The 25,755-nt window shown below is 50.4% G+C and carries 20 protein-coding genes and 1 pseudogene; all 21 read left to right on the top strand.

Annotated features, from left to right (window positions below; all coding sequences use genetic code 11):
* Positions 1-12 precede the first annotated feature (12 nt).
* Positions 13-3,183: a DEAD/DEAH box helicase gene (locus tag HW447_RS03665; protein WP_176254052.1), complete on the top strand. Its 3,171-nt coding sequence runs from the start codon at positions 13-15 to the stop codon at positions 3,181-3,183.
* Positions 3,184-3,206: 23 nt separating this feature from the next.
* Positions 3,207-3,833: a flavodoxin family protein gene (locus tag HW447_RS03660; protein WP_176253975.1), complete on the top strand. Its 627-nt coding sequence runs from the start codon at positions 3,207-3,209 to the stop codon at positions 3,831-3,833.
* Positions 3,834-4,236: 403 nt separating this feature from the next.
* Positions 4,237-5,562 carry an electron transport complex subunit RsxC gene (gene rsxC, locus HW447_RS03655; RefSeq protein ID WP_176253974.1) on the top strand — a complete coding sequence of 442 codons (1,326 nt, stop codon included), beginning with the start codon at positions 4,237-4,239 and terminating at the stop codon, positions 5,560-5,562.
* Positions 5,563-5,577: 15 nt separating this feature from the next.
* Positions 5,578-6,519 (top strand): RnfABCDGE type electron transport complex subunit D, encoded by a 942-nt coding sequence (locus HW447_RS03650; protein WP_176253973.1) that lies wholly within the window; start codon positions 5,578-5,580, stop codon positions 6,517-6,519.
* Entirely contained in the window at positions 6,516-7,124 is a 609-nt protein-coding gene (locus tag HW447_RS03645) for an RnfABCDGE type electron transport complex subunit G (protein WP_176253972.1), read from the top strand. The genes HW447_RS03650 and HW447_RS03645 overlap by 4 nt, the downstream gene beginning before the upstream one ends.
* A 12-nt stretch (positions 7,125-7,136) precedes the next feature.
* Positions 7,137-7,811 (top strand): electron transport complex subunit RsxE, encoded by a 675-nt coding sequence (gene rsxE, locus HW447_RS03640; protein WP_176253971.1) that lies wholly within the window; start codon positions 7,137-7,139, stop codon positions 7,809-7,811.
* Between the two features lie 13 nt (positions 7,812-7,824).
* Positions 7,825-8,400 carry an electron transport complex protein RnfA gene (locus HW447_RS03635; protein ID WP_176253970.1) on the top strand — a complete coding sequence of 192 codons (576 nt, stop codon included), beginning with the start codon at positions 7,825-7,827 and terminating at the stop codon, positions 8,398-8,400.
* Positions 8,401-8,415: 15 nt separating this feature from the next.
* Positions 8,416-9,216, top strand: a complete 801-nt coding sequence (locus tag HW447_RS03630) for an RnfABCDGE type electron transport complex subunit B (RefSeq protein WP_176253969.1) — start codon at positions 8,416-8,418, stop codon at positions 9,214-9,216.
* Positions 9,217-9,300: 84 nt separating this feature from the next.
* Positions 9,301-9,834: pseudogene (locus HW447_RS03625) on the top strand (shikimate kinase); the annotation flags it as partial.
* Positions 9,835-9,853: 19 nt separating this feature from the next.
* A complete protein-coding gene (locus HW447_RS03620; RefSeq protein WP_176253967.1) occupies positions 9,854-10,735 on the top strand; it encodes a shikimate dehydrogenase in 882 nt (293 codons plus the stop codon).
* Between the two features lie 508 nt (positions 10,736-11,243).
* Entirely contained in the window at positions 11,244-12,086 is an 843-nt protein-coding gene (locus HW447_RS03615) for a cell wall hydrolase (protein WP_176253966.1), read from the top strand.
* A 136-nt stretch (positions 12,087-12,222) separates the two neighbouring features.
* Positions 12,223-12,687 carry a YhcH/YjgK/YiaL family protein gene (locus HW447_RS03610; RefSeq protein WP_176253965.1) on the top strand — a complete coding sequence of 155 codons (465 nt, stop codon included), beginning with the start codon at positions 12,223-12,225 and terminating at the stop codon, positions 12,685-12,687.
* A 308-nt stretch (positions 12,688-12,995) separates the two neighbouring features.
* The gene (gene pckA, locus HW447_RS03605) at positions 12,996-14,600 is read left to right on the top strand and encodes a phosphoenolpyruvate carboxykinase (ATP) (RefSeq protein WP_176253964.1); all 1,605 of its coding nucleotides are present in this window, start codon (positions 12,996-12,998) and stop codon (positions 14,598-14,600) included.
* Positions 14,601-14,796: 196 nt separating this feature from the next.
* The gene (locus HW447_RS03600) at positions 14,797-15,222 is read left to right on the top strand and encodes a GntR family transcriptional regulator (protein WP_176253963.1); all 426 of its coding nucleotides are present in this window, start codon (positions 14,797-14,799) and stop codon (positions 15,220-15,222) included.
* Positions 15,188-16,087, top strand: coding sequence for an ABC transporter ATP-binding protein (locus tag HW447_RS03595; protein ID WP_176253962.1), 900 nt, complete (start codon positions 15,188-15,190; stop codon positions 16,085-16,087). The genes HW447_RS03600 and HW447_RS03595 overlap by 35 nt, the downstream gene beginning before the upstream one ends.
* Positions 16,041-18,620: a DUF6449 domain-containing protein gene (locus tag HW447_RS03590; protein WP_176253961.1), complete on the top strand. Its 2,580-nt coding sequence runs from the start codon at positions 16,041-16,043 to the stop codon at positions 18,618-18,620. Before HW447_RS03595 ends, HW447_RS03590 begins: the two co-directional genes overlap by 47 nt.
* 196 nt (positions 18,621-18,816) lie before the next feature.
* Positions 18,817-20,013: a pyridoxal phosphate-dependent aminotransferase gene (locus tag HW447_RS03585; protein WP_176253960.1), complete on the top strand. Its 1,197-nt coding sequence runs from the start codon at positions 18,817-18,819 to the stop codon at positions 20,011-20,013.
* Between the two features lie 2 nt (positions 20,014-20,015).
* Entirely contained in the window at positions 20,016-21,077 is a 1,062-nt protein-coding gene (gene hisC, locus HW447_RS03580; protein WP_176253959.1) for a histidinol-phosphate transaminase, read from the top strand.
* Positions 21,078-21,113: 36 nt separating this feature from the next.
* Positions 21,114-22,277 carry a sporulation integral membrane protein YtvI gene (gene ytvI, locus HW447_RS03575; RefSeq protein ID WP_176253958.1) on the top strand — a complete coding sequence of 388 codons (1,164 nt, stop codon included), beginning with the start codon at positions 21,114-21,116 and terminating at the stop codon, positions 22,275-22,277.
* A gap of 32 nt (positions 22,278-22,309) precedes the next feature.
* Positions 22,310-23,668, top strand: a complete 1,359-nt coding sequence (locus HW447_RS03570) for an MATE family efflux transporter (RefSeq protein ID WP_176253957.1) — start codon at positions 22,310-22,312, stop codon at positions 23,666-23,668.
* Positions 23,669-23,719: 51 nt separating this feature from the next.
* Positions 23,720-25,609 (top strand): L,D-transpeptidase family protein, encoded by a 1,890-nt coding sequence (locus HW447_RS03565; RefSeq protein WP_176253956.1) that lies wholly within the window; start codon positions 23,720-23,722, stop codon positions 25,607-25,609.
* Positions 25,610-25,755: the final 146 nt, after the last annotated feature.

The following is a 25,755-nucleotide window of genomic DNA, read 5'->3' as shown; positions in this document are numbered from 1 at the left end:
CATTTCATGTCAATGAAGATCGTAAAAATGGAGACCAGCAGCTTCTGGAAGGGAGAGGCTGGTGTAAAGGGCCTGGTGGAGGACCAGGCCCGCACCTTTCGGGTGCAGCTGTATCTGAAAAATGGTCAGGTGAAGGATTATTCCTGTACCTGTGCAGAAGGGAATTCTTATAGGGGCATCTGCGCCCATGGGGAGGCCCTTTTTGCGTATTATAAGGAATACCAGAAGGAAACCTTAATGCCGCCGGTTCACACCTCTTCTCAGGCCCATGCAATGATTCGGGAGTATACGAACCGGGCCGTGGCGGATATCCTGGGAGAGCAGGAAACCGGAGTGCGTCTGATACCGGTGCTGTCTTTGGAGGGCAGCCAGGTGCGTATGGAGTGTAAGATCGGAAAAAGCAGGTTCTATACGCTGCGGGATCTGGGTGCGTTTTGCGGGGCAGTAGAGACGGGCGCGTTTGTGTCTTATGGACGGGAACTTGCCTTCCACCATCAGAAAACGGCCTTTGAACCGGAAAGCAGAAGGCTTTTATCGCTGATTATAACCATTGGAGAGAAGCAGAAGGCGGTTCGGGAACTGACCCTTGGCCGTATGGACAGGGACCGCTTTTTTGAGGCCCTCCCGGAAACGGAAGAGGGGCAGATGATAGAGATGCGCCTTCCGGGAAACGCAAAAGGCCTGTTCCGGGTAGTAAGGGAGGATCCCATTCTTTCCATCCATGCAGGCAAATATGGGAGAGATGGCATACGGGTGCGTCTGGAGGGAATCCTGGAACGGACAGAGCAGACCCAGGCTATTCAGGCGGCCTTTAAGGGCGAACGCCACCTCTATATTGTGGCAGGAAGGTATATTTACCAGTGCAGCGAAAGGTTTTTGCAGGCGGCGGGTATTTTCCTGGAGCAGATCCGCAGGGAACGAGAACAGGAGGTGATGGTGGCGGAACGGGATATCCCTCTCTTTTCTCAACGGGTTTTAAAGGCTCTGGAAACGTTTGGAAAGATTCGTCAGGAGGGAGTAGACCTTGACGCCTACAGTACAGAGCCTTTGAGGGCAGAGTTTTTCTTTGAAGGCGGGTCTGATGGAGCTTTATATATGGAGCCATGCCTGTCATATGGAGAATACAGGTTTCATCCTGTGGAGGATGAGGAGCTGTCCCGGACGGTGTGCCGTGATGTGCCGGGAGAGTTTAAGATCAGCCAGGTGATCAGTAAGTATTTTAAGTGTAAGGACAGTCAGGACGGACGCCTGGTGATCCGAAAAGACGAAGAAGGGCTTTATCGTCTCCTGAATGAAGGTATGGAAGAATTTAAGGCCCTGGGGGAGGTATATCTGGCAGAAAATATGAAAAACTGGAGGATTCTGCCTCCTCTTAAGATCAGGGCCTCAGTGCAGTCGGTATCTGGCTGGCTGGAACTGACGGTAGATCCGGGAGAATTTGCAGCCGGTGAGCTGGCAAAGATACTGACGGCCTACAGTCAGAAGAAAAAATATTACCGCCTCAAAAGCGGCCAGTTTCTGAGACTGGAGGAAGGGGGAATCTATACCATCACCCGGCTGGCCGGCGAATTGGGAATCAGTAAAAAAGAACTGGAAAAAGGAAAAATGCGTCTGCCGGCTTATCGGGCGCTGTATCTGGATCATATACTGAAAGAAGAGCCCGGAGTGGCATTTTACAGAGATCAGCTGTTTAAGGCGGTGGTTCGCGGCATCAAGTCAGTGGAGGACAGTGAAGAGCCGGTGCCGGAGCGTTTAAAGGATGTGCTTAGGGAATACCAGAAAACGGGATACCGGTGGCTTAAGATGCTGGATCACTGCGGTTTTGGAGGGATTCTGGCAGACGATATGGGACTGGGAAAGACACTGCAGGTTATCGCTCTATTAGAGGATGCTTATGAGCAGGGAGAGCGCTTTCCAACCCTGGTAGTATGTCCGGCGTCTCTGGTTTATAACTGGGAGTATGAGATCCGACGGTTTGCACCGGATCGGAAGGTCTGGTCCATTGCGGGAAACGGAGCTGATCGCGAGGAAAGGATACAGGCGCTTAAAAACGACCCCTCTGCCTGTGAAATCGCCGTTACCTCCTATGACCTGCTCAAGCGGGATATCTCTTTTTATGAGGGAATTGAATTTCGGTTTCAGATCATAGACGAGGCACAGTATATAAAAAATGCCGCCACTCAGAGCGCCAGAGCAGTAAAGGCTCTACGCGTTCGCTCGCGGTTTGCCCTTACCGGCACTCCGGTGGAGAACCGGCTGGGTGAGCTGTGGAGCATCTTCGACTATGTAATGCCCGGATTTCTCTTTGGCCCCGGGGTGTTTCGCAGAGAATATGAGATCCCCATTGTAAAAGAGGGAGACAGGGAGACACTGGAGAGGCTGAAACGCCTGATTGATCCCTTTGTGCTGCGCCGTGTGAAAAAAGATGTACTAAAGGAGCTTCCCGATAAGGTGGAACAGGTGGTATACTCACATCTGGAAGGGGAACAGAGGACACTGTATGCGGCAAAAGCCCTGGAATTAAAAAAGGAGCTGGAAAGCGGCGGCTGTGCAGACGGGGGAGGGAAACTCCAGATCCTTTCGGGGCTGATGCGCCTGCGCCAGATCTGCTGTGATCCCCGGCTGTGCCTAAAGGATTACAGGGCAGGCTCCGCCAAGCTGGAGACCTGTGTGGATCTGATTCGCCGCGGGGTAGAGGGAGAGCACAAAATCCTGGTGTTTTCCCAGTTCGCCTCCATGCTGGAACTGATAGGGGAGAGGCTGGAAAAAGAGAAGATCGCCTGTTATAAGCTTACGGGGGCGGTGTCCAAGGAAGAGCGCCTCCGGCTGGTATCCCTGTTTTCAAAGGATACAGTCCCCGTGTTTCTCATCAGTTTGAAGGCCGGCGGTACGGGGCTTAACCTGACAGCGGCAGATATTGTGATCCATTATGATCCATGGTGGAATGTGGCGGCCCAGAATCAGGCCACTGACCGGGCCCACCGCATCGGCCAGGAAAAACAGGTCACGGTTTACCGCCTGATTACCCAGAACACCGTTGAAGAAAATATCTTAAAGCTTCAGGAAACAAAGCGGGAACTGGCGGATCAGGTGGTAACAGGAGAGGGGATTTCTCTGGCAAAACTTACGAAGGAAGATCTTCTGGGCTGTATCGGAGAAATGTCTGGAGACGGAATCGGATGAATCAATCAAGGAGGATGTGAAAAATGAAAGTATTGATGTTAAACGGAAGCCCTCACAAGGAGGGATGCACCTGGACTGCCTTATGCGAGGCCGCAAAGGAGCTGGAAAAAGAGGGAATCGAGACGGAGATCCTTCATGTGGGAGGCCGCCAGGTCTGGGGCTGCATGGGCTGCGGCGCCTGCGCCAGGCTGGGAAAATGTGTCCATGACGATGATCTGGTAAACACTGCAGTAGCAAAGATGAAAGAATGTGATGGACTGATTGTGGGTTCTCCGGTTCACTATGCTTCTGCCAGCGGGGCCATCACTTCATTTTTAGACCGTTTCTTTTACTGCGGCGGCGCGGCGGCGGCTCATAAGCCGGGAGCGGCCGTTGTATCTGCAAGGAGAGCAGGAACCACGGCGGCACTGGATCAGCTGAACAAATATTTTACCATTAACCAGATGCCTGTGGTTTCCTCTCAGTATTGGAATATGGTTCATGGAACGTCGGCGCAGGAGACGGCAGAGGATGAAGAGGGAATGCAGATCATGCGTACTCTGGGCAGGAATATGGCCTGGCTTTTAAAATGTATTGAAGCCGGGAAAAGGGCCGGAGTCTGTATCCCGGCGGCGGAGACAGAGAGAAAGCGCACCAACTTTATACGGTAATACGGTATGAGCCGGAAATAAGGCACATTCCGACAAAAAAATTGTTTTGTCTAAAAGGCGGCAGATTGAAATCATCTGCTGCCTTTTTAGTACAATCCGGAATGGATAAAAAGATAAACAGTGTAATTGTAATGATTCAGGATGGGGCATCTTCTTGAATGCCTTTGGTCATTCAAGAAGCATCGGAGGTTCCTCCGATGTGAAAACAGGTGCAAAATCATGCTTATAAGCAAGCTTAACGCCTGTTTTTGCACCTGTTTTCCCGCCGTCCTGAACAGTTACAAATAGTTTATATTTTAACGATAGGTTTCCATGTTGTATACACGCTTTATTTATGCTATACTGATAAGGCTGTAAAAGATTTGCTAAAACGAGAAAAGTACAAGAAAGAAGGGAAAAATCTATGGGTCTGGCGACTTTTAAAGGCGGTATCCATCCATACGAAGGGAAAGAACTGTCTGAAAGCAAACCGATTCAGGTCCTGCTTCCGAAGGGCGAACTGGTTTATCCTATGTCTCAGCACATAGGCGCTCCCGCAAAGCCACTGGTGGCAAAGGGCGACCGGGTTCTGGCGGGACAGAAGATCGGAGAGGCAGGCGGTTTTATTTCTGCGAATGTGATCTGCTCCGTATCTGGTACGGTAAAGGCGGTAGAGCCAAGGCGTACGGCCAACGGCGCTGTGGTTCCGTCTGTAATCGTTGAAAATGACGGAACTTATGAGACCATAGAAGGTCTGGGAAATGACAGGGATCCAAAGACACTGTCAAAAGAAGAGATCCGTTCTATTGTAAAAGAGGCGGGTATCGTAGGACTGGGCGGCGCAGGCTTCCCGACCCACGTAAAACTGACGCCAAAGGATGAGAACGCTATTGATTATGTCATTGTAAACGGCGCTGAGTGCGAACCTTATCTGACCAGTGATTACCGTCTGATGATCGAGGAGCCGGAAAAGCTGATCGGAGGCTTAAAGGTGATTCTTCAGCTCTTTGACCATGCAAAGGGCGTAATCGCGGTGGAGAACAACAAGCCTGAGGCGATTAAGAAGCTGGAGGAGCTTGTAAAGGATGAGCCGCGTATCACTGTATGTCCTCTGCTTACCAAGTATCCGCAGGGCGGAGAGCGGTCTATTATCTACGCGGTTACAGGAAGAAAGGTCAATTCCTCTATGCTTCCCGCAGACGCGGGCTGTATCGTAGACAATGTGGATACGGTTATTTCTGTTTACATGGCAGTCTGCAAGACCACGCCCCTGATGCGCAAGATCATCACCATCACCGGCGATGCGGTACATACGCCCTGCAATTTTAACGTAAAACTGGGTACGAATTACCAGGAGCTTATCGAAGCGGCCGGCGGATTTAAGGAAGAGCCGGAAAAGATCATCTCTGGAGGCCCCATGATGGGACAGGCCCTTTTCACAGTGGACATCCCCGTAAGCAAGACCTCATCCGCGCTGACCTGCTTTACAAAGGATCAGGTATCTGCCCTGGAGTCTACGGCCTGTATCCGCTGCGGACGCTGCGTGAGCGTATGTCCCAGCCGTATTGTCCCTGTGATGATGATGCAGGCTGCACTGAGAAATGACTGCGAGCGCTTCGAGAAGGTCAACGGCATGGAATGTATGGAATGCGGAAGCTGTACCTACATCTGTCCAGCCAGACGTCCTCTGACTCAGGCCTTTAAGGAAATGAGAAAGACCGTTGCGGCGAACCGCAGGAAGAAAGGGTAGGAGGGTACAAAAGTCATGAATAAATTATTAAATGTATCTTCATCTCCTCATGTGAGATGCAGCGTGGATACCCAGAGCCTGATGCTGGACGTGGCCATCGCCATGCTCCCGGCAGCAGCCTTCGGGGTATATAATTTCGGCTTCTATGCGCTGCTTGTGATCCTGGCAACAGTAGCTGCCTGTATTGCGAGCGAATATGTATATGAAAAGCTGATGCACCGCCCCATCACCATTATGGACGGCAGCGCCCTGGTAACAGGTATGATCCTGGCGTTAAATATGCCGCCGGAGATCCCGGTCTGGATCCCCATGCTTGGCGGTGTATTTGCCATTATCGTGGTAAAGCAGCTGTACGGCGGCCTGGGGCAGAATTTCATGAACCCGGCCCTGGCGGCAAGATGCTTCCTTTTGATTTCCTTTGCAGGTCATATGAATGATTTCTCATCTGCAAAGCTGGGCTTTGACAGTATCTCCGGCGCAACGCCCCTGGCATCCATGCGGGCCGGCGGCAGTGTGGATCTGGCAGCCATGGTAGTGGGACGGATCCCCGGAACCATCGGCGAGGTTTCTGTGATTGCCCTTTTGATCGGCGGCATCTACCTGATCGTAAAAAAGGTCATCAGCTGGAAGATCCCTGTAACCTACATATTGACCTTAGCTGTATTCGTATTTATTTTCGGCGGCTTTGACTTAAATTATGTGATCTGCCAGGTATGCGGAGGCGGACTGATCTTTGGAGCCTTCTTTATGGCCACCGACTATGTGACAAGCCCCATTACTCCCAAGGGACAGATCGTATTCGGTGTGATCCTTGGCCTTTTGACTGGTATTTTCCGTCTGTGGGGCGCATCTCCTGAGGGTGTTTCCTACGCAATCATTTTAAGCAATCTTTTCGTGCCCATGATCGAGCGCGTGACCCTTCCAAAAGCATTCGGAAAGGAGGCTAAAAAGGCATGAAAGGTATCATGAAAGACGCATTTCTTCTCTTTGTCATTACCCTTGTGGCAGGCGCCTGCCTGGGCACCGTCCATGAGGTGACGTTAGGGCCGATAGAGAAAGCTCAGCTGGCTGCCAATACGGCCACCTATAAAGAGGTATTTCCGGAAGCTGCCTCTTTTGAACAGACGGATGAGTTAAAGGAGGCTGTAACCGCCAGCGCGGCCAAGATCGCAGAGCAGGGCTTTGGAAATGTGACCGTTGACGCGGCTCAGAAGGCAGAGGCTGCTGACGGCACGCTGTTAGGCTATCTGATTACTGCCAGTTCTACCGACGGCTATAACGGCCTGATCCAGATTACCGCAGGCATTACCACCGAGGGAACCCTGACAGGAATTGGATTTTTGAGCATCAGCGAGACGCCGGGCCTTGGAATGAAGGCAGAGGAGCCAGAGTTTAAGGGACAGTTTACAGGAAAGCAGGCCCAGACATTGGAGGTCACAAAAACAGCGCCTTCTTCCGATAACCAGATCCAGGCCATCAGCGGCGCTACCTATACCTCAAAGGCAGTGACGGGCGCTGCAAATGCGGCGATCTATTTCGTAGAAAACTGCATAGGAAAGTAGGAGGCGTGAGAGATGAATAAATATACCGAACGAATTTATAACGGCGTATGGAAAGAGAATCCCATCTTTATTCAGATGCTGGGGCTTTGTCCTACGTTAGCAGTAACCACTTCCGCCACCAACGGCGCGGGCATGGGCCTTTCCACCACCGCGGTTCTGGTTGCGGCAAATATCCTGATCTCTGCCCTGCGCAATATTATCCCCGCCCGCGTGCGGCTGCCCGGCGAGATCGTAGTGGTAGCTTCCCTGGTTACCATTGTAGATATGCTGATGGAGGGATTCACTCCTTCTCTTTACAGCGCTCTGGGGATCTATATTCCTCTTATCGTTGTAAACTGTATCATCCTGGGACGGGCTGAGGCATTTGCAATGAAGAACAAGCCGCTGGTATCTGCCTTTGACGGTCTTGGGATGGGACTTGGCTTTACCATAGCCCTGATTTTAATCGGCGGCGCAAGAGAACTTTTGGGAGCCGGAACTATCTTTGGTTTCCAGGTGATGCCTGCTTCCTATGAGCCTATCTCCATTTTCATCCTGGCTCCCGGCGCATTTTTCGTTCTGGCCTGCCTGACCGCCCTGCAGAATAAGCTCAAGCTGCCCTGTGCGACCAACGGTTCCAACAAGGATAAGAAGAAAACCGGCTGCTGCGGCGACTGTGCAAGCTGTAAAGAAAAGACGGAAGAATAGGAGGAGAGAGTAGATGAAAGAATTACTTGTAATAGCCGTAAGCTCCGCGTTTGTCAGCAATGTGGTCTTAAGCCAGTTCCTTGGCATCTGTTCCTTCGTCGGCGTATCAAAGAAGGTAGAGACGGCAGCGGGTATGGGCGGTGCGGTTATCTTTGTTATTACCATTGCTTCCGTCACGGCCAGCGTGCTGTATAAGTTTATCTTAGAGCCCCTGGGTCTTGATTACCTGAAGACCATTGTCTTTATACTGGTAATCGCCGCCCTGGTGCAGATTGTGGAAATGTTCCTGAAGAAATGTATGGTGTCTCTGTATAACGCTCTGGGTGTGTTTTTGCCGTTAATCACTACCAACTGTGCCGTTTTGGGCGTGGCTTTGACGAATGTGCAGAATAACTACAGTATCATTGAGAGCGTGGTAAACGGGTTTGCCACGGCTGCAGGATATACGGTATCCATCGTGCTTTTAGCTGGTATACGCGAGCGTATCGAGGGAAATGACATCCCATACAACTTCCAGGGATCTCCTATCGTTCTTGTAACAGCCGGGCTGATGGCCATTGCATTTTTCGGATTTTCCGGATTGCTGTAAAAGGAGGAGACGAAGATGAATATTATGGCAATTATCATAGCCGCCGCTGTGATTGCGGTGGTGGGTATCGTAGTAGGAATCGGCCTGGGCCTTTTTGGCGAGAAATTTAAGGTCGAAGTAGATGAAAAAGAACTGGCTGTCCGGGAAGAACTTCCAGGCAATAACTGCGGCGGCTGCGGTTTCGCAGGCTGCGACGCACTGGCAAAGGCGATTGCGGCCGGAGAGGCTCCTGCGAATGCCTGTCCGGTAGGAGGCGCTCCCGTAGGGGAGAAGATTGCCGCTATCTTAGGCGTATCAGCAGATGCGGCTGAGAAGAAGGTGGCTTTTGTGCGCTGCAAGGGCAGCTGCGGTCAGACAAAGACGCTTTATACATACACAGGTATAGAAGACTGCGCCAAGGCAACGGTAGTTCCCGGCGGCAGCCCCAAGGCCTGCAGCTACGGCTGTATGGGCTTTGGTTCCTGTGTGAAGGCCTGCCAGTTTGATGCCATCCATGTAATAGACGGCGTGGCGGCAGTAGATAAGGAAAAATGTGTGGCCTGCGGCAAATGTGTGGCCGCCTGTCCCAAGGGCCTGATCCAGCTTGTGCCTTACAGCGCAAAGCATCTGGTACAGTGCAGCAGCCATGACAAGGGAAAAGATGTAAAGGCTGCCTGCCAGGCCGGCTGTATCGGCTGTACCCTGTGTACCAGACAGTGTGAGTCAGATGCAATCCATATGGATAACAATCTGGCTGTGATCGATTATGAAAAATGTACTAACTGCGGCAAGTGCTCCGCCAAGTGTCCTGCAAAGGTTATCCTGGAACAGGAATAGGACGGTTTCTGCCGTGAGAAAAATCCCCTGGATCCGGAGGAAAATCTTCTGGGACCAGGGGAAATTTTAAAAGGGAGAGCGAGTATGTTTGACTATAACGTTGTGCTGATCGGTTTTATGGGGGCCGGAAAAAGCACCATTGCAGAACTCTTAAGAACAGGCTGGGGGATGGAGCGCATTGAAATGGATGCCCTGATTGAAGAAAGGGAAGGAATGCGCATTTCAAAGATATTTGAGACGAAGGGTGAGCCTTATTTCAGAGATCTGGAGACGGAGCTTTTAATTGAACTGCAGGCCAGATCCAATGCGGTGATCTCCTGCGGGGGCGGTGTCCCCATGCGGGAGAGAAATGTAGCTGAGATGAAGAAAAACGGCCGGGTGGTTCTGCTTACGGCCCATCCTGAGACTATTCTGGAACGGGTAAAGGACAATCATGACCGTCCTCTTATTGAAAACAATAAGACAGTAGAAGGAATTTCGGCCCTGATGGAGGCGCGAAGGGAAAGATATATGGCAGCCGCGGATCTTGTGATCGAGACCGACCGGAAAACGGGGGAAGAAATTTGCAGAGAATTAGTGGAAAAGCTTCATCGCATGGAGGAAGAAGCGTCCAGATGATTACAGGAGGATGAGACAAATGGAACAAAGGATCAAGGGAACAACAGGACTGATGGGATTGATTGGAAGCCCCATCGGACATTCCGGGTCTCCGGATATGTATAACTTCTGCTTTCGCTACCATGGCCTGGATTATGCCTATCTGGCGTTTGATATCAAAGAGGATCAGGTGGGGGAGGCCATGGATGCGGTCCGCACTCTCAGGATGCGGGGCTGCAATGTGACCATGCCCTGTAAAAATGAGACGGTAAAATACATGGATGAGCTGTCTGCGGCTGCCAGGATTGTGGGAGCAGTCAATACCATTGTAAATGACAATGGCCGTCTCACCGGCCATATGACCGACGGCGTAGGCTTTGTAAATAATTTAAGGGCCAACGGCGTAGAGGTAAAGGGCAGCAGAATGGTCATCCTGGGCGCCGGCGGCGCTGCCACAGCCATCCAGGTTCAGTGCGCTCTGGACGGAGCAGCTTCTATTTCCATCTTTAATCCCAGGGATCCGTTTCTTGAGCGGGCAAAGCATACAGCAGCCATGCTTGAAACGGAGACACCGGAGTGCAGGGTACAGGTATTCGCTATGGATGATACAGAAAGCCTTCGCAGAGAGATCGCCCAGGCGGATATTTTGGTAAACGGCACCTCAGCTGGTATGAAACCTCACGCAAAGACCACTCTGATTACGGATCTTACCATGCTTCGGCCAGAGCTGGTGGTGGCGGATGTGGTCTATAATCCGCTGGAAACCAGACTTCTTCGCGAGGCCAGGGAGGTCGGCTGCAAGACAGTGGGCGGAAAAGGAATGCTTTTGTGGCAGGGGGCAGCGGCCTACCAGCTGTATACGGGGCTTGAGATGCCGGTAGAAGAGTATCAGGCCTATTTAAAAGAACAGGGAGAAGAGTGAGAAAACTCTTCGGACATATGGGAAGTCCTGAAAACAGGGCTTCCTTTTTTGTTACAAAAGTGTTACAAGTGGGGAACACTCCCATATTTCGCGCTTGTTCGACAGAGGGGAAAATCAGGCTGCAGCCAGGGATATTCCATAAAAAAATTGTAAAAATAGTTTACATAAAACTAAAAAGCGCATTTGACAATAAATTGACAAAAATAAAAATTAACAATAATGTAATAAAAATGTAAAAATAAAATCACCATATCGCAGAAAAAACAGCAAAAAATTGTAATAAAACATACAAAATCCACAATGCAATGAAAAATCATTTCCAGACAAGAAAAAAATGTAACAAAGTTGTAAAAGTTCTGTTGACGAAAGAGACCAAATCCCATATAATACCCGTACATCCCAGCAAAACAGGTTCAAAGTGGGGGATCCCCCCTTATCAACCTGATCTGAAGCAACTTGTCGACATATGGGATCCCTTTGGATCCCAGGAAAGAAAAGAGGAGTATGTATGCTTACATTGCATTCGTTCCTCCAATCGGTATTTCTCTTTGTAAAGTCACTGGCAGTTAAGGTGAAAAAAGAGCAGTACCGCACTTCTTCTGTTATGATGGCGGGGGCTGTGGTTATTGCCGTTGTAGCCTTTGGCGCAAGCGGATTCGGAGGCAGCGGCAAAAATGCCCTGGCAGCTCCAAGAATCCAGGAGAGCACAGAAGAATCTGAGGAGCCGGAAGAGGAAGTGATATCCGGAGGAAGCAGCTTTGTTACGGAAGCAAAAATACAATTCGGACTTTTAAATACAGACAGCGAAAGCCAGCATCTGGCCGGCGCGCTTCTGGAACAGGATGTCCGGGAGAAACAGAGAAAAGAGGCAGCGGCCCAGACACAGATCGAAGCCCTGCAGAAACAGATTTTAAAAGAGAAGGAAGAGGAGGAAGCCAGAAGAAAGGCAGAAGAGCAGAGACGGGCCGCAAGAAGGATCCAGATTTCAGACGAGGATTATCAGATCCTCCTTCGCATTGTCCAGGCGGAAGCCGGCATCTGCGATGACAAGGGAAAGATCCTGGTGGCGGATGTGATCATCAACCGGGTGCTGTCAAAGCGTTTCCCCAATACGGTAAAGGGGGTTGTGTACCAGCGTTCCCAGTTCCAGCCTGTATCCAACGGCAGGATTAATTCCGTAAAGGTAACGCCTGATACAATCCGGTGTGTAGATCGTGCCTTAGACGGTGAGGACTATTCAAACGGAGCCCTTTACTTTATGAACCGTCAGGCATCGGGGAGACAGGCCTCATGGTTTGATTCAAGTCTTACCTATCTCTTTGCACACGGCGGCCATGAATTTTTTAAATAGCCGTCTTATAGAAAGGTACTCGTACTTGAGTACAGGGGATACATCTGAATAAAAGGGTTGAGTTTCCTCTTCCTTTGGCGTATACTGTGAATGGACAGAACACTGTTGAATACAGAAGGCAAAGGAGAGCAGGATCATGATTTTTGACGAGAAGAAAAATCTTAATTTTTACCGCAGTTTGGGAATCGGGGAACGTTACGCAAAGGCCGTTGATTTTCTTATGAATACGGACCTGGCAGCACTGGAGGATGGCAAGCATGAGATTGACGGAAAAGACGTATACGCCAATGTAACCTCCTACACTACCATCCCGTGGGAAGAGGCAAAGTATGAGTCTCATGAGCATTACACAGATATTCAGTATGTCATTGAGGGAAGCGAGGTTATGACCTATGCGCCCGTACATGAGATGGAGGTAAAGACGCCTTATAATCCCGATAAGGATGTAACGCTTTATGAAAATACGGTTCCTGGCCTTCAGGCGGTTGTAAAGGCGGATCAGTATATGATCTTCCATTCGTGGGATGCGCACAAGCCGAAGGCAGCAGACGGTGAGCCTGCTCCGATCCGGAAGGTCATCGTAAAGATCAAGGAGGACTAAGAAGCAGTCCTTTTATACACATGGATAAATACCGGCCGTCCGGGCTTTTGCCCGGCAGCCGGTATTTGTTTTATACAGACTGAAAACAGGAGAAATATGTGATATTTGTCATATAAGCAGAGGGTATGGCGAAAGAATTGGATACTATTGTGTGAAAATATGAGAAAATTATGATTTTGTTAATTGGGAATTGTTGACTTTTTAACGATTAGGTGAGATAATAAACATGAATTTGGTTTTATAAACCAATGATTCACATCTACATCATTTCACATCATATCACAGGAAAGAAAAGAGGTAAATGTAACATGGCAGAGATCAATTTAAGCAAGTATGGCATTACCGGAACAACTGAGATCGTACACAATCCTTCTTACGAACTGTTATTTGAAGAAGAGACCAGACCAGAACTGGAAGGTTACGAGAAGGGACAGGTCAGTGAGCTTGGTGCAGTCAATGTTATGACAGGCATCTACACCGGCCGTTCTCCCAAAGACAAATTCATCGTGGTAGATGAGAACTCCAAAGATACAGTATGGTGGACTTCTGACGAGTACAAGAATGACAACCATCCCGCATCGGAGGAAGCATGGAAGGCTGTAAAGGAAATCGCCAAAAAGGAGCTGTCCAATAAAAAGCTTTATGTGGTAGACGCATTCTGCGGCGCAAACAAGGACACCCGTATGGCAATCCGCTTCATCATGGAGGTGGCGTGGCAGGCACACTTTGTTACCAATATGTTCATCCAGCCTACGGATGAGGAGTTAGAGAACTTTGAGCCTGATTTTATTGTCTACAACGCTTCCAAGGCAAAGGTGGAGAATTACAGGGAACTGGGCTTAAACTCTGAGACAGCCGTGGTATTCAATATCACAAGCCGTGAGCAGGTTATTATCAATACCTGGTATGGCGGTGAGATGAAGAAGGGTATGTTCTCCATGATGAACTACTATCTGCCGTTAAAGGGCATTGCCGCAATGCACTGTTCCGCAAATACTGATATGAATGGTGAAAATACCGCTATCTTCTTTGGCCTGTCCGGCACTGGAAAGACCACTCTGTCCACAGATCCAAAGAGACTGCTGATTGGTGATGATGAGCACGGCTGGGATGACAACGGAGTATTCAACTTCGAAGGCGGCTGCTACGCAAAGGTAATCAACCTGGATAAGGAGTCTGAGCCAGATATCTACAATGCCATCCGCCGTGATGCTCTGCTTGAAAATGTTACTCTGGATGCAGAGGGCAAGATCGATTTCGATGACAAGAGCGTAACCGAGAACACCCGTGTATCCTACCCCATTGAACATATTGAGAAGATCGTTCGCCCTGTTTCAGCAGGCCCTGCAGCAAAGAACGTGATCTTCCTGTCCGCAGATGCCTTCGGCGTACTGCCTCCTGTTTCTGAGCTGACCCCAGAGCAGACACAGTATTATTTCCTGTCCGGCTTTACAGCAAAGCTTGCAGGTACAGAGCGCGGCATCACAGAGCCTACTCCTACCTTCTCCGCCTGCTTTGGCCAGGCTTTCTTAGAACTGCATCCAACCAAGTATGCAGAAGAGCTGGTTAAGAGAATGGAAAAAAGCGGCGCAAAGGCCTACCTTGTAAATACAGGATGGAACGGTACAGGCAAGCGTATCTCCATTAAGGATACCCGCGGGATTATTGATGCGATCTTAAACGGGGATATCAAAAATGCTCCTACCAAGACCATTCCATATTTTAATTTTGAAGTTCCCACAGAGCTTCCTGGTGTAGATCCAAAGATCCTGGATCCAAGAGATACCTATGCAGACGCTGCAGAGTGGGATGCTAAGGCACAGGATCTGGCCGGCAGATTCATTAAGAATTTCGCCAAGTACGAGAGCAACGCAGCTGGAAAGGCACTGGTATCCGCTGGCCCTCAGAAGTAAAAACCAAATATGTTTTACCAGCATTGATATGATTCAGGCGCGGCGCTTTATGCCGCGCCTTTTTGCGTTTATCTGCCGGAAAAGAAAATCGTAAGAAAATTGTTATTGTATTTTGGAACGGCCCATGGTACTCTGGTCTCAGGATAACTGTATTAACGATATTAGTACAGTTGAGACAGAGAAAGGAGAGATCTCTATGATCGTGCTGGATTACAGGGACCGGAGGCCTCTTTATGAGCAGATCACGGAACGGTTTGAAGAATTGATGTTCCAGGAAGTTCTGACAGAGGATATGAAGCTTCCTTCGGTCCGCAGTCTTGCTACGGAGCTTTCCATCAACCCCAACACGATCCAGCGGGCCTATGTGGAGCTGGAGCGGAGAGGATATATCTATTCCGTCAAGGGAAAGGGCAGTTTCGTGGCTGAGGGAAGCCGGTTAAGGAGCAGCCGCCATAAGGAGTGGGAAATGCGCTTTGACGAGGCGGTAAAGGAAGGGCTTCAGATTGGTATCGGGGCAGACCGGATCCGGGAGAGGATGGAACGGGTGCTGGATAAGAAGGAAAATAAGAGAGAAGGGGGCATGGAACATGATACAGGCAGTACAGCTGACGAAACGGTTTGAGGATATTCTGGCGGTCGATCATATTGACGCGGTGATCCAGGAGGGGAGCGTATTTGGGCTGATCGGTACAAACGGCGCGGGAAAATCTACTTTTTTGCGTCTTGCCAGCGGTATTTTAAAGCCTGATGAGGGGCAGATCACCCTCGACGGTCAGGAGATCTATGAAAATACAGAGGCAAAGAAGAAATTCTTTTATATCTCTGATGAGATGTATTTCTTCAGCAACGCTTCGCCCCTTGATATGATGACCTATTATTCCAGGGTATATGACCGGTTTGACAGGGAGCGTTTTCACCGACTGATGAAAAGCTTCTGCCTGGATGAAAAGCGCAGGATCCATACATTTTCAAAGGGTATGAAAAAGCAGGTGTCGGTGATCTGCGGGATCTGTGCCAACACGGAGTACCTCTTCTGCGACGAGACCTTTGACGGCCTGGATCCGGTGATGCGCCAGGCGGTAAAAAGTATATTTGCCGCTGATATGGAGGACAGAAATTTAACCCCTATCATTGCTTCCCACAATCTGCGGGAACTGGAGGATATCTGCGACCATGTGGGCCTGCTCCACAAGGGCGGCATCCTGCTTTCAAGGGATCTTGATGATATGAAATTAAACATCCACAAGATCCAGTGTGTCCTGCAGCCAGGTATGGGGCCTGAGGATCTGGTGACCCTTAAGTGTCTGTCATCCGAGCAGAGGGGCAGACTGCTTACCCTGACTGTCCGGGGAACCAGAGAAGAGGTGGAGGAGAAGATAAAGGCCTATGAGCCGGTATTTTTTGAATGTATCCCTCTGACGTTGGAGGAGATCTTTATCAGTGAAACGGAGGTGGCTGGATATGACATTAAAAAGCTTGTGTTCTAAAGGCGTTTTTGCGAAGCTTTGGAGACTGATGAAGGAGGATATGAAGCGGCGGGTCTGGGTGATCGCCCTGCTTCTTCTGATATTTTTCTTTGCTATGCCGGTCAATCTTGCCCTTACGCTGGAAAATGCTCAGCGCACCGGATATTCAGCATACAGCCTGCTTGATTTTATGCAGAAGAAGGGGCTGACCCCAGAGCAGTATCAGGAGTTTGTGAAAATATGTAAAACAGAAGCCGTGCTGGATCAGGTCTCTTACGGAAACGGAGCAATGGTCACGCTGTTTCTGGCGGCTGCAGTGATCGTGGGAGTAACCGGCTTTTCCTATCTTCACAACAGGAAAAAGGTGGATTTTTACCACAGTATTCCGGTGAGAAGGGAAATGATATTCGCGGCGCGGTATCTGAACGGCCTCCTGATTCCGGCGGCGGCTTACCTGACGGGCTGCCTTCTGTTTGTGGCGGCGGCGGCAGCCTACGGCGTTTCGCCGGATGGATTTATAGGACAGATGGCGGTTGGATTTGGGATGAACCTTTTATATTACAGCCTGCTGTACGGCACTGTTACGGCTGCCATGATGATGACGGGAAATGTGGCAGTGGGGCTTTTGGGGACGACGGTCTTTTTTGCCTTCTTTCCTCTGGCGGCATGGATTCTTGCAAATTATGCCAGTACCTTTTTTGTGACGGCGCCGGATGATGTCTGGAATATAAGTCAGTCGCCTTATACATGGATGCTCCGCAGGCTGTCGCCTTTAGGAGCCTATATCTGGTCCGCCGCCGTGGCCGGGGAGAATAGAGGCGGATATCTGAAGGAAGCGGTAAAAACGGCGTTTGCATGGCTGGCGCTGACTGGCGTATCTCTGGAGCTTTACCGCCTGCGTCCTCTGGAGGCGGCGGGAAGAGCCATGGCTTTTAAACGAACCATGGCGCCGATCCGCGTCCTGATGGTCCTTCTTGGCGGACTGGGAGGAGGACTTTTCTTCTGGGCCCTTCAAAGCCAGGTAAAATGGGGGATTTTTGGGATTGCAGTGGGGATTGTGCTTACTCACTGTATTACAGAGATTATATATCATCTTGACTTTAAGAAGCTCTTTTCCCACAGACTTCAGCTGGCTTTTTGCCTGGCGGCCGGCGTGCTGGTTTTTTGCGGCTACCGGTATGACTGGTATGGATATGATTCCTATATGCCAAAGGCAGAGGAGATTGAATATTCCAGTCTGGAGATCTCAAACGACAGCCGTTTTCTTGTATCAGAGCCTATGGTGGAGGAGAAAGAAGAAGGGAAGGAGATAAAATACAGGACGCCGAGGGAATATGTAAGAGAGCATATGAAGCTTACTGACTCTGAGGCCGTGCTGGCCATTGCTCAGGCAGGCTGTGACTACGTAAAAGAGAGCAGGGAAATGAATCTTGCCAGATGGGAAGAAGAACTGGATCCTGGGGAGGCCGGACTGTCTGCGGTTTCTGATGTGTATCCCGATGGAACGGCTGTGTCCGTAATCGGCGGAGCTGACGGGCCTGCATCGGTTTTTGTGGCAGCAAAGGAAGGGGCTGACCATATGAATATATACGGTTCTCAAGTGACCGTATCCTATACGTTAAAAAACGGACGCACCGTCCGCCGGCAATACTGGGTGAATCTGAAGGATACGTCAGAGGCTTATAAGGCTTATGAGACTGTTTATGATCAGGAGGCCTATAAGAGGGGACTGTATCCGATTTTGACGGAAACACCGGAGCAGATCGGATATGCATCCTGTCAGGCCGGGGCCATCGACAGCCTAAGAACCACAGAGAGGGATGAGATAGAGAGGCTGCTGACCGCTTATCAGCAGGATCTCATGGCTCAGACGATTAAGGAGCGCAGGAAGGAGGATCCGGTGGCATCTCTGCAGCTTGTGCGAAAGGATGTCTGCCGGTATATGGCAGAGCATCAGGGGGAACTTGCGAACCGAGCGTCTGCCTGCTATGAAGAGAAGGTGAGAATCGCCCTGGGGCTGGATCGAGAGGGGGTTATGGGAGCCGTCCCTCCGGCAGAGAAAATGGGGGATTATCTGACCGACGCCGCAATACACTGGCCGGTCTATCCCTCCTTTACGAATACGCTTAAGGTTCTGGAAACACTGGGGCAGAGACCGGAAACATATTTTGTACCGGAAAACACAGTCAGTATTTCCATAGACGTCTCATCTGCTTTTATGGATGAGTATGGTGTAAGCGAGGAACTGCCTCAAGGAGAAACGCTGTCGGCGCTTCAGAGAGAGAATCCTCATTATCAGGAAACAGGCAGTCTGCTGTTTGATGCTCCGAAGGACATTGAAACGCTGATGCCGGCTTTAAGAAATCGTGATCTGGCGGATATGAACGGACTTTGTAAGCCGGAAAAAGAGCTGAGATACACCATGCCGGTTTCTGTGCTTATGAAAGATGGAAGCGACATTGCCGCGACGCTATGGCCCGACGCCATTACTCCGGAAATAGAAGCCCTGTTTGCAGGAATAGCAGAAGCGGCGGGGCGCCCGGCACAGCAGTAAATAATGCCCATACGGCGCAGCGGAGAAATTTACTCCTTGTATTGACAATCCTTACCATCAAGGATACAATCAAGTGAGCAGCCTCCGCTGCGTTTTTCGCTGTCATAAATCGGCAAAAACCGCTGCGTTGTGCCGGCAGGACAGCGGTCGGAGCGGACAATGCGCCGGCTTTTGCCCGGAAAGAGAGGACATGAGTATGATTTCAAAAAAAATGACCCCGCTCGTAAACAATAATTCAGCTATTCGCGCCATGTTTGAGGAGGGGAAACGTCTGGCCGCCGTGTACGGGGCGGAAAACGTATTCGATTTCAGCCTGGGAAACCCTAATGTGCCCGCTCCGGCGGCAGTGAACCAGGCAATTTGCGACATTGTCAGGGAGGAACCGTCTGCACTGGTCCACGGCTATATGAACAATGCAGGCTTTGAGGATGTAAGGGAAGCCATAGCAGCTTCCTTAAACCGGCGCTTTCATACGGCCTTTCATATGGGAAATATTCTGATGACCGTGGGAGCGGCCAGCGGCCTGAATGTAATTCTCAAGACCTTGTTAGATCCGGGAGACCAGGTTCTCACCTTTGCCCCGTATTTTGTGGAATATGGAAATTATGTCCGCAATTATGACGGCATACTGGAGGTCGTTTTGCCGGATACAGATACCTTTCAGCCGAATCTGGAAGAACTTTCCAGACGAATCACAGAGCGGACAAAGGCCGTGATCATCAATACGCCCAACAACCCCACCGGCGTGATCTATTCTGCCGAGACACTTACCCGTCTTGGCTCGATTTTAGAGGAAAAAGAGAAGGCCTTTGGAACCCAGATCGTGCTGATTTCTGATGAACCCTACAGAGAACTGGCTTATGACGGCGCTGAGGTGCCCTATGTAACAAAATTTTATCATAATACAGTGGTCTGCTATTCCTACAGCAAATCCCTGTCTCTTCCCGGCGAGCGCATCGGCTATCTGGTGATCCCGGATGAGCTGACGGATAGCAGCGAGGTATTTAACGCGGCTGTGATTGCCAATCGGGTCACAGGCTCCGTTAATGCCCCCTCTCTTATGCAGCGGGTGATTATGCGCTGTGTAGATGAGCAGGCGGATCTTGAGGCATATGACAGAAACAGGAATCTTTTGTATCAGGGGCTTAGGGAGGCTGGATTTGAATGTGTAAAGCCTCAGGGAGCTTTTTATATGTTTGTGAAATCACCGGAACCGGATGAGAAGAAATTCTGCGAGGCCTGCAGGCAGGAGCGTATCCTGGTGGTGCCGGGCAGCTCCTTTGCCTGCCCTGGATATGTAAGGATATCCTATTGTGTATCCTATGACCAGATCCGGCGTTCCCTGCCGGGCTTTAAGAGAATCGCAAAGGCGTATGGGCTGAGAGGAGAATGATCATGAGACTTTGGGAAAATACGATCCGCCGGGTGACCCCTTATGTTCCGGGAGAGCAGCCGAAGGGTGAAAACCTGGTTAAATTAAATACAAATGAAAACCCATATCCCCCTGCCCCCGGCGTGATAAAGGCTTTAAAAGAGTTTAATACGGATGGGCTGCGCAAATATCCCGATCCGGCGGCGTCTGTTTTGACCGAGGCTCTGGCAGAGTATTACGGATTGAAAGAGGATCAGATTTTTGTGGGGGTCGGCTCTGATGATGTGATCGCCATGGCTTTTATGACCTTTTTTAACGCACAAAAGCCCATTCGATTTCCTGAGGTGACCTACTCCTTTTATAAAGTATGGTCAGAGCTTTTTAAAATCCCCTATGAAACGCCGGCTTTAAGAGAGGATTTTACCATTGACCCGGCTGATTATCATGGAAACACAGGCGGAATTATTTTTCCGAACCCAAACGCCCCTACGGGTGTATATATGCCCTTAGATCAGGTGGAAGAGATCTTAAGGAACAATCAGGATGCGGTGGTCATGGTGGACGAAGCGTATATCGATTTTGCAGGCCCTTCGGCCTTAAGCCTTCTGGACCGCTATGAAAACCTTCTGGTGATCCAGACCTTCAGCAAATCACGGTCGCTGGCCGGATTGCGGATCGGCTTTGCCATGGGCCATCCCGATCTGATCCGGGCGTTAAACGATGTAAAATATTCCTACAATTCATATACGATGAACCTGCCTTCCCAGATTCTGGGAGCGGAGGCGGTAAAGGACCGGGCTTATTTTGAAAAAAGGGTAAAACAGATTGTGGCTTCCAGAGAGAGGGCCAAAAAGCGGCTGGCAAAGCTTGGCTTTACCTTTCCGGATTCCCAGGCCAATTTTATTTTTGTCACTCACAGGAAGGCGGGGGCGGAAGGGATTTTTCAGGCGCTGAAGGAAAAACAGATCTATGTGCGGTACTTTAAGACTCCGGGGCTTAACAACAGCCTGCGGATCACCATTGGCACGGATGAAGAGATGGACCGGCTCTTTGAAGAGCTGGAGCGGATCATAAAAGAGGTTTAAGAAACCTCCTATCCAGGAAAGGAGAGAATAAGCGCTTTGAGCGGAATCGAAACAGGACAGAAGGAAAAGGAACCCAGATGGCAGCATATTCTGCGCCTGGTTCTTAATATACTGATTCCAGCGGCAGGGTGGTTTCTCCTCTGCTTTATGGGACCAAAGCTTTTGGGATTTTTCATGCCCTTTGTTGTAGGATGGATCATCGCCATGATCGCCAACCCGCTGGTGCGTTTTTTGGAGCGCAGACTTAGACTGGTGCGCCGTCACAGCTCTATTGTCATTGTGGCAGGGGCGCTGGCGCTGGTGATCGGCCTGCTTTACCTTGTGATCTCCCGAACGGCCCGTTTTATGGGATCTTTTATCCAGGATCTGCCGGCGCTGTATGCGGGAATCGAGGGGGATGTGCAGAACAGCCTTTTAAAGCTGACCCGCCTGATGGATTTTATGCCGGAGAATCTGCGGGAATCCTGGCTGGCGCTGGGGGATAATGTGGGAGCCTATATCGGAAAGCTGGCGGAATCCATCGCATCCCCAACCATGGAGGCAGCCGGAACAGTGGCAAAGGGGATCCCTGCGGTGCTGGTGTATTCGGTGGTGATCATCCTTTCGGCGTACTTCTTTATTGCAGACCGGGATCGGATCGTGACAGCCTTAAGGAGCCATCTGCCGGAGTGGACCGGGCGGTATTCGGATCATTTAAGAAGAGAAGCCCGCCGCCTCATCGGCGGATATTTTATGGCGCAGTTTAAGATCATGTTCGTGGTATGGCTGATTTTGGGCGCAGGATTTTTTAGCCTGGGAGTAAGCTATGGGCCGTTGTGGGCTCTGCTGATCGCCCTGCTTGATTTCCTGCCGGTGTTCGGCACGGGCACGGCCCTTATTCCCTGGGGACTGATAAAGATACTGGGAGGGGAATACGCCTTTGCGGCGGGGCTGATTTTGATCTATATCCTGACTCAGGTGATCCGTCAGCTGGTGCAGCCTAAGCTGGTAGGGGATACTCTGGGATTAAATCCCCTTCTGACACTTTTCCTTCTCTATCTGGGCTTTAAAATAAAAGGGCTGGCGGGAATGATTCTGGCAGTGCCGCTGGGGCTTTTTGCAGCCAGCCTGTACAGGTTCGGAGCCTTTGACAGTATGCTTGGGAGCATGAAAGAACTGGCGGGGGAGATAAACAGGTTTCGGGGAAAAACGGACCGATGATACACGAAAAGATATGATATAAGGAGATTATTGTGAAACTGGAAAATAATCTGGATACAGATCACATAAGAGAGCTGGTATGGAAGCTTGCATTTCCTTCCATGCTGGCTCAATTTGTCAGCGTTTTATACAGCATTGTAGACCGTATGTACATAGGAAATATCCCTCAGATCGGCGCTCCGGCCCTGGCGGCGGTGGGAGTGTGCGGTCCGGTGGTGACGCTGATCACCTCATTTGCCAGCTGGGTGGGGATTGGCGGAGCGCCTCTTATGAGCATCCGGCTGGGACAGAAAAATGAAAAGGCAGCAGAGAAGGTGGTTGCCAACTGCTTTGTGCTTTTAAGTGTTATGTCAGTGGTGCTCATGGCCGTAATTTACCTGTTTAAAGACCGGCTTTTGATGGCGTTTGGAGCCAGCGAAGCGATTTTTCCCTATGCAGATGAATATTTAAGCTGGTATCTGTCAGGAACGGCCTTTGCCCTTCTTGCCACGGGCATGAACCAGTTTATTATCTGTCAGGGCTTTGCAAAGACCGGTATGAAATCTGTGCTTTTGGGGGCTGTGAGCAATATTGTGCTGGATCCTGTTTTCATTTTTGTATTTGATATGGGGGTAAAGGGAGCGGCTATTGCTACGGTGCTGTCCCAGCTTGCTTCCTGCGCCTATGTTCTGGCTTTCCTGTTTGGGAAGAAGCCTCTGGTGCGGATTACCTTCGGAGGATACGATAAAAGGCTGATGGCCAGGGTGCTGACACTGGGACTGTCGCCCTTTTTGATCACAGCTTCTGACAGCGGGCTGATCATTATTATGAATATGGTGATCCGACACTATGGAGCGGGGGAGACGGGGGATGTGCTTTTGACCTGCAATACCATTGTTCAGAGCTTTATGCTTATGGTTACCATGCCGCTGGGAGGAATTACCGGCGGAACACAGACGATTTTAGGTTATAATTATGGAGCGGGCCGTGCCGACCGGATCCGCAGGGCTCAGAAACACATCGTCGCCCTGGGAATCGTGTTTACTGCCATTATGTTTGTGATTGCCATGACGGTGTCCGGGTACTTTGCAGAGATATTTACAAGAGACAGTGCCTATGTGGATATGAGCGTTCGGGCCATCAGGATCAGTACCCTGGGAATCATCCCTCTGGCTATTCAGTATGAGGTAGTGGACGGATTTACAGGGATGGGGGCCGCAGGCCTTGCCATCAGCCAGTCCATGTTCAGAAAGACGCTGTATCTGCTGTCCATGCTGGCGCTTCCGGCGTTTTTGGGAGTGGAAAATGTATTCTTTGCAGAGCCGGTATCCGACGTGATTGCAAGCGCCGCGGCAATAGCGGTATATATGGTTTTCAGCGGAAAGGTTTTAAAGGACGGCAGGCGTATTTAAAGGGGGATTTGTATCAGTGGATGAATAACAGAGACAGAAAGGTTAAGATCAATGAGTGAAACTGAGAAGAAAAAGCCGGTCAGCCGCAGCAAGGAGGCGTTTAAGCTGCGGATGCGGGAGCAGGCCCGCAATTCAAAAGACAGCCCCTTTCCCTGGAAAACAGTGGGAATCGGCGCGGCTGCTGCGGCTGTGATCTGCATCGGCGGATATATCTGGCAGGCTGGCCGGTATGAGACAGCCTATTTTCCTCATACTGCGATCAATGGAATGGACGTAGGGGGAAAGACTGCAGATGAGGTAAAGGAGATGATCGCGTCAGGAGCGGCAGCCTACGAACTGAAGCTTTCCATGCGCGAGGATGAAAGCGCGGTAATTTCAGGAAGTGAGATCAGCCTGAAAGCGGAGTTTGACGGGAGTCTAGAAGAAATCCTGCGCCAGCAGGATCCCTACGCATGGCCCCTTTATCTGGCCAGAGGGCCGGAGTATGATATAAAGGCCCTCATAAGCTTTGACGAGGATCAGTTGGATCAGGCGCTGTCGGGGCTTCCCCAGCTGGATCCCGCGATTGCCAGGGCGCCGTCCGATGCAGCGCTTTCGGAATTTCAGCAGGGAGAGGGATATTCTATCCTGCCGGAGACAGAGGGCACGCTTTTAAATGCTGCCAGGACAAAAGAGGCTGTATGCGGTGCTGTTCATGAATTAAAGACAGAACTGGATCTGGATCAGGCGGGGTGCTATGAGGAACCCAAAGTTAGGGCCGATGACGAGGCGCTGGCAAAACGCCTGGAGGAAATCAAACGCTTTGCGGCCATGTCTGTGACATATACCTTTGGAAGCCGCAGCGAGGTGCTGGACGGAGGAACCATCAGCCAGTGGGTGTCCTATGATGAAAATGGCCAGCCCGTCTTTGACGATGAACAGATTGCGGCCTTTGTAAAAAAACTGGGGTCCAAATACAACACCGCCTATACCAAACGGAAGTTTAAGACCAGCTACGGCCCTGAGGTGGAAGTAGCAGGCGTCTATGGCTGGCGGATCGATGGGGCAGCAGAAGCAGCGCAGCTGAAGGCTGACATTTTAAATGGAGAAAGCGTGACCAGAGAGCCGGTTTATATGCAGACAGCGGCCAGCCGGGACGGAAACGATTACGGAACTACATACGCAGAGGTCAATCTCACCGCCCAGCATCTGTTCTTCTATAAGGACGGTAAGAAAATCCTGGAATCAGATTTTGTCTCCGGCAATCAGTCAAAGGGCTATACCACACCGCCGGGACTGTTCAGCCTGACCTATAAGCAGAGAGATGCGGTGCTAAAGGGGGAGGGCTACGCCAGTCCGGTTAAGTTCTGGATGCCCTTTAACGGCGGCATTGGCTTTCACGACGCCAGCTGGAGAAATACCTTTGGCGGAACCATTTACAAAAAGAATGGCTCCCATGGCTGCGTCAATATGCCTTATGAGGCGGCAAAGACGCTGTATGAGAATGTTTATAAGGGAATGCCGGTGATCTGCTATAATCTGGAGGGTACAGAAAGCAAGGAGACCAGCAAGGCCTCCGGAAAGGCAGAGGCACAAACACAGCCCGCAGCGCAGACTCCGGTGCAGACTGCCCCATCCGTTCCGGCGCAGACACAGCCTCAGACTCCTGCAGAAACGCAGTCCCAGGCACCCACGGCGGCACAGACTCCCGAGGAGACAAAGGTTCCTGAAACAGGTCAGGGAAATGGAGCAGGAGAAACCAGCGCCGCGGGAGATAAAATCTCAGAAAATGGCGGTCCGGGCATGGCTTCTTCTCAGGCTTCTCAGGAGGCTTCTCAGGGCGGTCCGGGTGTGTCTAAAGAGACAGCGCCTTCCCAGACAGCCCTTCAGACCCAGACTTCTGAATCTGCTCCGGCAGACAGCGGTCAAACGGCCGGGGTGGTCATACAGCCGGTTTCATAAGGGAACAGACACGCCGGTAGTTTTATATAATGATTAACTGCTTTGAAGATTTTTCGCCGTTTTTGGGATGGTATGCACATTGACAAAAGCAGGAAATCATTCTATAATTTCTTTAATACATCTGGGATTTACATAATAAAATGTTT

The organism is Enterocloster alcoholdehydrogenati (genome assembly GCF_013282095.1).
Classification (GTDB): Bacteria; Bacillota; Clostridia; order Lachnospirales; family Lachnospiraceae; genus Enterocloster; species Enterocloster alcoholdehydrogenati.
The sequence above is the reverse complement of the archived record's forward strand: the minus strand, read 5'-3'. Positions and strand labels throughout refer to the sequence as shown.

What these genes read in the sequence shown, in the direction of transcription:
- HW447_RS03665 (WP_176254052.1), top strand. Translation starts at nt 13, where the DNA reads ATGAAGATCGTAAAAATGGAGACCAGCAGCTTCTGGAAGGGAGAGGCT.
- HW447_RS03660 (WP_176253975.1), top strand. Translation starts at nt 3,207, where the DNA reads ATGAAAGTATTGATGTTAAACGGAAGCCCTCACAAGGAGGGATGCACC.
- rsxC (WP_176253974.1), top strand. Translation starts at nt 4,237, where the DNA reads ATGGGTCTGGCGACTTTTAAAGGCGGTATCCATCCATACGAAGGGAAA.
- HW447_RS03650 (WP_176253973.1), top strand. Translation starts at nt 5,578, where the DNA reads ATGAATAAATTATTAAATGTATCTTCATCTCCTCATGTGAGATGCAGC.
- HW447_RS03645 (WP_176253972.1), top strand. Translation starts at nt 6,516, where the DNA reads ATGAAAGGTATCATGAAAGACGCATTTCTTCTCTTTGTCATTACCCTT.
- rsxE (WP_176253971.1), top strand. Translation starts at nt 7,137, where the DNA reads ATGAATAAATATACCGAACGAATTTATAACGGCGTATGGAAAGAGAAT.
- HW447_RS03635 (WP_176253970.1), top strand. Translation starts at nt 7,825, where the DNA reads ATGAAAGAATTACTTGTAATAGCCGTAAGCTCCGCGTTTGTCAGCAAT.
- HW447_RS03630 (WP_176253969.1), top strand. Translation starts at nt 8,416, where the DNA reads ATGAATATTATGGCAATTATCATAGCCGCCGCTGTGATTGCGGTGGTG.
- HW447_RS03620 (WP_176253967.1), top strand. Translation starts at nt 9,854, where the DNA reads ATGGAACAAAGGATCAAGGGAACAACAGGACTGATGGGATTGATTGGA.
- HW447_RS03615 (WP_176253966.1), top strand. Translation starts at nt 11,244, where the DNA reads ATGCTTACATTGCATTCGTTCCTCCAATCGGTATTTCTCTTTGTAAAG.
- HW447_RS03610 (WP_176253965.1), top strand. Translation starts at nt 12,223, where the DNA reads ATGATTTTTGACGAGAAGAAAAATCTTAATTTTTACCGCAGTTTGGGA.
- pckA (WP_176253964.1), top strand. Translation starts at nt 12,996, where the DNA reads ATGGCAGAGATCAATTTAAGCAAGTATGGCATTACCGGAACAACTGAG.
- HW447_RS03600 (WP_176253963.1), top strand. Translation starts at nt 14,797, where the DNA reads ATGATCGTGCTGGATTACAGGGACCGGAGGCCTCTTTATGAGCAGATC.
- HW447_RS03595 (WP_176253962.1), top strand. Translation starts at nt 15,188, where the DNA reads ATGATACAGGCAGTACAGCTGACGAAACGGTTTGAGGATATTCTGGCG.
- HW447_RS03585 (WP_176253960.1), top strand. Translation starts at nt 18,817, where the DNA reads ATGATTTCAAAAAAAATGACCCCGCTCGTAAACAATAATTCAGCTATT.
- hisC (WP_176253959.1), top strand. Translation starts at nt 20,016, where the DNA reads ATGAGACTTTGGGAAAATACGATCCGCCGGGTGACCCCTTATGTTCCG.
- HW447_RS03565 (WP_176253956.1), top strand. Translation starts at nt 23,720, where the DNA reads ATGAGTGAAACTGAGAAGAAAAAGCCGGTCAGCCGCAGCAAGGAGGCG.